This is a genomic window from Agrococcus sp. HG114, assembly GCF_024723325.1.
Classification (GTDB): domain Bacteria; phylum Actinomycetota; class Actinomycetes; order Actinomycetales; family Microbacteriaceae; genus Agrococcus.
This window is the reverse complement of sequence record NZ_JANQCH010000013.1, coordinates 23,970-31,006: the sequence shown is the minus strand read 5'-3', so window position 1 is coordinate 31,006 and position 7,037 is coordinate 23,970. Positions and strand designations below refer to the sequence as shown.

Annotated in this window: 8 protein-coding genes and 1 pseudogene; 5 read left to right on the top strand and 4 right to left on the bottom strand. The window is 73.8% G+C overall.

The annotated features are described in order from the left end of the window. Both NWP09_RS02895 and NWP09_RS02890 read right to left on the bottom strand, forming a co-directional pair. Positions 1–285, bottom strand: a pseudogene (locus NWP09_RS02895) (hypothetical protein); the annotation flags it as partial. Then, a complete protein-coding gene (locus tag NWP09_RS02890) occupies positions 282–1,025 on the bottom strand; it encodes an ABC transporter ATP-binding protein (RefSeq protein ID WP_258274039.1) in 744 nt (247 codons plus the stop codon). The pseudogene NWP09_RS02895 and the gene NWP09_RS02890, both read right to left, overlap by 4 nt. Before the next feature lie 165 nt (positions 1,026–1,190). Between NWP09_RS02890 and NWP09_RS02885 the strand changes: the two genes are divergently transcribed. From NWP09_RS02885 to NWP09_RS02875, 3 genes are read left to right on the top strand one after another with little or no spacing between them, the layout of a single operon-like run. Beyond that, positions 1,191–2,018 (top strand): CPBP family glutamic-type intramembrane protease, encoded by an 828-nt coding sequence (locus tag NWP09_RS02885; RefSeq protein ID WP_258274043.1) that lies wholly within the window; start codon positions 1,191–1,193, stop codon positions 2,016–2,018. A gap of 47 nt (positions 2,019–2,065) precedes the next feature. Beyond that, complete coding sequence (locus tag NWP09_RS02880) at positions 2,066–2,425, top strand: VOC family protein (protein ID WP_258274038.1); 360 nt, start codon at positions 2,066–2,068, stop codon at positions 2,423–2,425. Positions 2,426–2,468: 43 nt separating this feature from the next. After that, a complete protein-coding gene (locus NWP09_RS02875) occupies positions 2,469–3,416 on the top strand; it encodes a nucleoside hydrolase (RefSeq protein WP_258274037.1) in 948 nt (315 codons plus the stop codon). Between the two features lie 15 nt (positions 3,417–3,431). On the opposite strand, the gene NWP09_RS02870 is transcribed toward NWP09_RS02875, so the two are convergent. Together NWP09_RS02870 and NWP09_RS02865 are read right to left on the bottom strand one after the other, a co-directional pair. Then, on the bottom strand, positions 3,432–4,616 hold the full coding sequence (locus NWP09_RS02870) for a MalY/PatB family protein (protein WP_258274036.1): 1,185 nt from the start codon (positions 4,614–4,616) through the stop codon (positions 3,432–3,434). 82 nt (positions 4,617–4,698) lie between these two features. Further along, the gene (locus tag NWP09_RS02865) at positions 4,699–5,196 is read right to left on the bottom strand and encodes a carbonic anhydrase (protein WP_309137097.1); all 498 of its coding nucleotides are present in this window, start codon (positions 5,194–5,196) and stop codon (positions 4,699–4,701) included. A 38-nt stretch (positions 5,197–5,234) separates the two neighbouring features. Here NWP09_RS02865 and NWP09_RS02860 point away from each other — a divergent pair, with 38 nt between their 5' ends. Next, the gene (locus NWP09_RS02860; protein ID WP_258274033.1) at positions 5,235–5,585 is read left to right on the top strand and encodes a pyrophosphatase; all 351 of its coding nucleotides are present in this window, start codon (positions 5,235–5,237) and stop codon (positions 5,583–5,585) included. Between the two features lie 62 nt (positions 5,586–5,647). Further along, the gene (locus NWP09_RS02855; RefSeq protein WP_258274032.1) at positions 5,648–6,964 is read left to right on the top strand and encodes an FAD-dependent monooxygenase; all 1,317 of its coding nucleotides are present in this window, start codon (positions 5,648–5,650) and stop codon (positions 6,962–6,964) included. Positions 6,965–7,037 lie beyond the last annotated feature (73 nt).

Below are 7,037 nucleotides of genomic sequence, written 5' to 3'. Positions count from 1 at the left end.
GGGGGGCAGCGTAAGGTGTGTAAAAGAGACGGGCACCGCCGCTTGCGCGAGCGTCCACACCGCCGGCAGCAGCAGCGCCGCCGCGACGAGCGCGAGCGTGAGCACGAGCGCGCCGGACGACTGCTCGACCCTGCCGTCCTCGAGCCGCGCCCGGAACGCGTTCACGCCGCCGAGCACCGCGAGCAGCGCGGCGGTCGCGAACGCGAACGCGATCGCGCTCAGCACGTCGGTCGCGCGGGGGCCCGTCGCGCGGGCGAGCCGCACCCACAGCCGCACGGCGCTCATCGCGACGCCTCCGCGCGGGCGGCGCCGTACGAGGCGGCCGGCGCCGCCGCGCGCTCGTCGCTCACGATGCGGCCGTCCTGGAGCCGCACGACCCGCGAGCACATCGCCGCGACCTCCGGGTCGTGCGTGACGACGACGAGCGAGGCGCCGTGCCCGAGCGTCGCGCCGATGAGCAGGCTCATGACCGCGTCGCCGGTCGCGCGGTCGAGCGCGCCCGTGGGCTCGTCGGCGAAGACCATGCCGGGCGAGCCGACGAGGGCGCGCGCGATCGCGACGCGCTGCGCCTGACCGCCCGAGAGCTCGCCCGGCCGGCGCGTGAGCATGCTGCCGAGCCCGAGCCGGTGCAGCAGGGCGGCCGCGGCCGCCTCGGCGCCCGAGCGGGAGCCGCCGCCGAGCATGAGCGGCAGGGCGACGTTCTCGATCGCCGGCAGCTCGGGGAGCAGCTGCCCCGACTGGAAGACGAAGCCGAAGTCGCTGCGCCGCAGCCGGGTGCGCTCCGCGTCGCGCATCGCCGCGAGGTCGCCGCCGCGCCAGAGCACCCGGCCCGAGGCAGGGGCGATGATGCCCGCGAGCACGTGCAGGAGCGTCGACTTCCCCGATCCCGACGGTCCCATGACGGCCACCGCCTCGGGTCCGTCGGCGCCGATCGTGAGCGAGACGTCGGCGAGGGCGGGCGCGGCGGTGTCGCCGTGCCCGTAGGTGTGGGTGAGCGCGTGGGCATCGAGCCGGTTCGTGTGCATGCTCCCATCGGAGCACCGCCCGCTCGGCGCGGCCCCGCGCATCCGCCCGCTTTGCATCGCCCGGCGGAGCGGGATCATCCGGGCGGATGACCGGGGAGCCGTCCGTAGGCTGATGCCGTGACGACCGCCGCCGCAGCGCCCGCCGACCGCTCCGCGGGGCGGACGATCCGTGCCGAGGGGAGCCCGACGCATCTGCTCGCGATCGTGCCCGCGGCGCTCGTGACCCTCAGCGCGGTGCTGCTGTTCTGGGCGCTGAGCGACTGGGGCTACGTGCCGCTCGTCGCGGGCGTCGTCGGCGGCATCCTCACCGACCGCGCCGGCCTGTCGCGGAAGCTCGGGCAGGACCTCGCGATCATCGCGATCGCCCTGACGTGGATCAGCTTCATCTCGCTCCACGCGGACCTGTCGGACGCCGGCATCCTGCGCTTCGCGTTCGCGCTCGGCGGCGCCGTGCTCATCCCGTACTCGATCTCGCGCTGGCTCTACCGCGATCACGCGGTGCGGTTCCCGTGGAAGGGCGGGCGCTGGACGCGGCGCATGTGGACCTACCTCGTGGTGGTCGTGTTCGCCGCCTACCTGATCCTGCCCTTCTACTTCCTCACCTCGGGCGTGTACCGGAACTGGCCCGCGGTCGAGGACGCGAACATGATCGCGCGCCTGTTCATGGGCGTGAACGCGGTGGGCCTGTGGGACGAGCTGTTCTTCATCTGCACGGTCTACACGCTGCTGCTGCGCCACTTCCGCCCGTGGCTCGCGAACCTGCTGCAGGCGGGCATCTTCGTCTCGTTCCTGTGGGAGCTCGGCTACCAGGCGTGGGGGCCGCTGCTGACGATCCCGTTCGCGCTCGTGCAGGGCGCGATCTTCTCGTGGACGAAGAACCTCTTCTACGTCGTGACGGTGCACCTGCTCTTCGACGCGGTCGTCTTCCTCGTGATCGTGCACGCGCACCACCCCGAGGCGCTGCCGATCTTCCCGCTCGTCCACGGCTTCTGAGCGGCCGCCCCTGGTGGCCGGGGGCCGCGCCGCGTAGCCTCGCGCGCATGGCCATCGCACGCTTCCCCACGCTCGTGATCGACTGCCCCGACGCCGCCGCGCTCGCGCGGTTCTACGGCGCGGTGCTCGACTGGCCGGTCGTCAAGGACCACGACGACTGGGTCGAGATCCAGGCCGACTACGGGCAGATGCTCTGCTTCCAGCAGGTCGAGGGCTACCGGCCGCCCGAGTGGCCGGGGCAGGAGCACCCGCAGCAGATGCACCTCGACGTCGACGTCGACGACCTCGACGAGGCGGAGGCGGCGGTCGTCGCGCTGGGCGCGACGCGGCACGAGCACCAGCCCGGCGAGACGTTCCGGGTCATGCTCGACCCGGCGGGCCACCCGTTCTGCCTCTGCGTCGAGTAGCGCCCGCGGCCGGTGGGCCACCGGGCCGCCTAGGCTCGAGGCCGTGACCACCGTGCTCCTCGACGTCGACACGGGCATCGACGACGCCCTCGCCATCCTCACCGCAGCGCTCTCGAACGAGATCGACCTCGTCGGCTGCACCGTCGTGTGGGGCAACGTCGACGTCGCGCAGGGCGCGCGCAACACCTCCGAGGTGCTGCGGCTCGCCGGACACGGCGACGTGCCGGTCGCGGTCGGCGCGGCGGGTCCTCGCAACGGCGCCCCCGCGGTCTTCTCGCCGCAGGTGCACGGGGCGGACGGGCTCGGCGGATGCGCCGACACGGCCCACGAGCCCCGGCTCGCGGCCGAGAGCGCGGTCGAGCTCATCCTCCGCCTCAGCCACGAGCACGCCGGCGACCTCGAGCTCGTCGCGGTCGGGCCGCTCACGAACCTCGCGGCCGCGCTCGACGCCGATCCCGAGCTGCCCGAGCGCATCCGCCAGGTCACCGTCATGGGCGGCGCCGCGCTCGCGCCGGGCAACGTGTCGGAGACGGCCGAGGCGAACATCTGGCACGACCCCGAGGCCGCGCAGGTCGTCTTCGACGCCCCGTGGGAGCTCACGATGGTCGGCCTCGACGTGACGATGACGTCGCTCATCACCGACGAGCACCGCGCGCGCCTCGCGGCCGGGGGAGCGGTCGGTCGGTTCTGCGACCGGATCCTGGACTTCTACCTCGCCTACTACGAGGGCTACACGGGGCAGCGAGCCTCGGGGAACCACGACGCGCTCGCGCTCGCGGTCGCGACCGGGCTCGTGCGCACGACGCTCTCGCCGATCGTCGACGTGACGGTCGACTGCTCCGACGGGCCCGCGCGCGGCCGCACGATCACGACGCTCGAGGGCGCGTGGGGCGAGTGGCCCGACCGCGAGGGCGCTCGGCACCGCGTCGTGATGGAGGTCGAGCCGGGCTTCGAGGAGCGGATGGTCGACCTGCTCGCCGCGGCGCCGTAGTGCTCGCCGCGGCTGTCAGGCGACGGCGCCCATGCGCCGCACGGCCTCCTCGATGACGTCGGGGCGGGTGCCGAGGTTGAAGCGCACGTGGTTCGCGCCGCCGGTGCCGAACGCCTCGCCGGCGCTCAGGCCCACGCGCGCCCGCTCGAGGAACGCCTTCGCCGGGCCGGTCGAGAGGCCGATGTAGCCGGGGTCCGGAGCGGAGGCCGGATCGGCGACGCGCGTGCCGCGGCAGTCGAGCCATGCGAGGAACGTCGCCTCGCCGGGCCGCCAGCGGATCGTGGGCGCGTGCTCGGCGAGCAGCCGTGCGAGGAGCGCCCGGTTGTCCCGCAGGCCGTCGAGCACGTCGGCGAGCCACTCGCGCCCCTCGTCGAACGCCGCGACGTGCGCGATCGACGCGATGTGCGAGGGGCCGTGGCTCACGACCTCGGCGATGCCCGCGAGGTCGGCGGCCGTGTCGTCGCCGCCGACGACGAGCGCGGTGCGGAGGCCGGCGAGGTTGAACGCCTTCGACGCGCTCGTGAGCGAGAGGCCGCGCGGGTCGACGGTCCAGTAGGGCGTGAACTCGGCGTCGAAGAGCAGCGGCGCGTGCACCTCGTCGGAGATCACGCGCACGCCGTAGGGGGCCGTGATCGCCGCGAGCCGCTCGAGCTCGGCGCGCGTGTGCACCGTGCCGGTCGGGTTGTGCGGGTTGCACAGCAGGAGCACCGCGCGGGCGCGGCCGTCATCCGCCACGCCCCCGACTCGCGCGCACGCCTCCTCGATCGCGACGAGGTCGAGCCGCAGGTCGTCGCCGAGCGGCGCCTCGACGACCGAGCGCTCCGCGTGCCGCGAGTACGCGTGGAACGGCGGGTACACCGGGCTCGTGACGATGACCGAGCCGCCGGGCGGGGTGAGCATGCGGATGAGCTCGAACGCGCCCATCATGACGTCGCTCACGAGCGCGGTGCGGTCGACCGCGACCTCGGCGCCCCAGGTGTCCGATGCGAAGCGGGCGAACGCCTCCGCGTAGCCCGTGCCGTGCGGGTAGCCGGTGTCGCCGCGCAGCATCGCATCGTGCACGGCGTGCGTGATGGGCTCGGCGGGCAGCACGTCCATCTCGGCGACCCACATCGGCAGCACGTCGGGCTCGAAGAACCGCCACTTGACGCTCGTGCGCTCGCGCAGCCGATCGAGGGGCACCGCTTCGAACACGCTCATGCCTCGATCATGCACTTCTCAACCGGTTCTGTGGTCGGGCGACGCGATAATCGCGTCCGCCGACCACTGGACCGGTTGAGATTCAGGCGACCTGCTCGAGCAGGCCCGTGTCGACGTCGTAGAGGAAGCCGCCGACCCGCGCGCGGTCGCCGATGAGCGGGTGCGACCGCACGCGGTGCACGTCCTCGATGATCGAGAGCCGCTGGTGCTCGATCGCGCCGAGGTCGAGCCACGAGGCATCCGTGCCCGCCGCCTTCGAGATGTCGACGAGCAGCTCGCGCTCCGACTTCGACGCCATCGCGCAGCGCGTGTGCTGCACGACGAGCACGCGGTCGACGCCCAGCAGGTTGACGCCCAGCACGAGGGCGACGAGCGTGCGCTCGGTCGTCCGGCCGCCCGGGTTGCGCAGGATCTTCGCATCTCCCGGCTGGAGCCCCACCATGCGGAGGGGATCGATGCGCGAGTCCATGCACGTGACCATCGCGACGCCCGACTTCGCGACCCCGTCGAACCCCTGCAGGTCGAAGGATGCGGCGAAGTCGCGGTTGTGGGCGAGCAGGTCGTCGAAGGCGTTCTCCATGATCATCGAATCTAGGCCCTCGTGCGAGCATGGGCCGCATGGAGCTCCGCGCGCTCGCCCAGCAGATCGACGCCATCTCGCGCCGCTACGCCGAGGTGTACGGCTTCGAGCGCGACGCCGACTGGCTCGTGCTCAAGCTGCAGGAGGAGGTGGGCGAGCTCGTGCAGGCGTGGCTCGCCAAGACCGGCAGGCAGCGCGACAAGGGGCACAGCCCCGAGGAGATCGACCGCCGCTTCGCGCTCGAGCTCGCCGACGCGCTCGGCATGCTGCTCGCGCTCGCGGAAGCCACGGGGGTGGACATCGAGCGGGCGGTCGACGAGAAGTGGCTCGTCTGGGACCGCCGCGTCTCGCAGCGGGCCGGCGAGGCGGACGCGCCCGAGCGCGACTGACCGCGCGGCACGACGGGCCACCCTGCATGGTGGCGTCCGGGCAGCCCCGATAGCCTGCCGCCATGACGCAGACCGCCATCATCGTCGGTGCCGGACTCGGCGGCCTCGCCGCCGCTCGCGCGCTCGAGACCGCGGGCTGGCACGTGCGCGTGCTCGAGGCGGCGCCGAAGGTGCGCGCGATGGGCGCCGGCATCAGCATCACGAGCAACGGGCTCGAAGCGCTCGAGGAGCTGGGCGTGGCGGATGCGGTGCGAGAGCAGGCGGTCAGGGCACTGCCGGAGGGAGTCTTCACCGATCAGGGGTCGCGGCTGCAGCAGGGCTTCGCGCACGAGTCGAGCGCGGTGCACGCGATCCATCGCGCGACGCTCCTCGAGCTCCTGCGCGGCGACCGCCGAGTGGAGACCGGCATGCGGGTCGTCGGCGTCACCGACGGCGAGCGCGGGCGCCCGAGCGTCACGGTCGAGCACGGCGCTGCGGACCCCGATTCGCGCGACGCGCGCGCGGAGCGCCAGGCGCGCGCCGACCGCGCGCTCGGCATCCGAGTGGGCCGCGGCCTGCAGCGCGCGCTCGAGCCGGGCGACGATCCGGTCGACCGGCGCGCCGAGCGGCGCGCGACGAAGCAGCAGGTGCGCGCCGACGCCGACAGCCGCTTCGAGACGATCGAAGCCGACCTCGTCGTGGGCGCCGACGGCATCGACTCCGCCGTGCGGAAGGCCCTGTGGCCCAAGGCCGCGACCGACTACTCGGGGGCGACCTGCTGGTACGGCGTCCTGCAGGCGGAGGCCGACTCGCCCGCGGGCGCGCGGCAGTACGTGGGCCGCGGCGCCGAGTTCGGCATGATGCCGATCGACGGCGGCCGCGTCTACTGGTGGGCGATGGCCCACGCGCGCATGGGCCGCACCGCGAAGGACGAGCTCGAGGCGGCCCGCGAGCGCTTCGACACGTGGGCGCCCGAGGTGCGCGACCACATCGCCGCGACGCCGCAGGCGTCGATCACGCGCCGCGACCTGCACTGGCTCGCGACGCCGCTGAAGAGCTTCCACCGCCCCGGCGTCGTGCTGCTCGGCGACGCCGCGCACGCGATGCTCCCGACCCTGGGCCAGGGCGGCAACCTCACCTTCGAGGACGCCGCGACCCTCGGCATCCTCCTCGCCGACCACCCGCTCGAGCAGGCCCTGCGCGCCTACGACAGCGAGCGCATCCGTCGCACCGACCGCTTCAAGCAGCTGTCGCACCGGCTCGCGCACCTCACGACCGAGACGCGCAGCTCCGTGCTCGTCGCCGCGCGCAACGGCGTCTACAACCTCATGCCGACGCTGCTCGCCGAGATCGCGGGCGACTGGATGCTGCACTGGCGCAGCCCCCGCGCGAAGCGGTAGGGGGCGGATGCGCCGGTCCAGCCCGGCGGGACGGGTCGCGCGAGCGCCCCTGGTGGCGCGCGCCGAGCGGGTG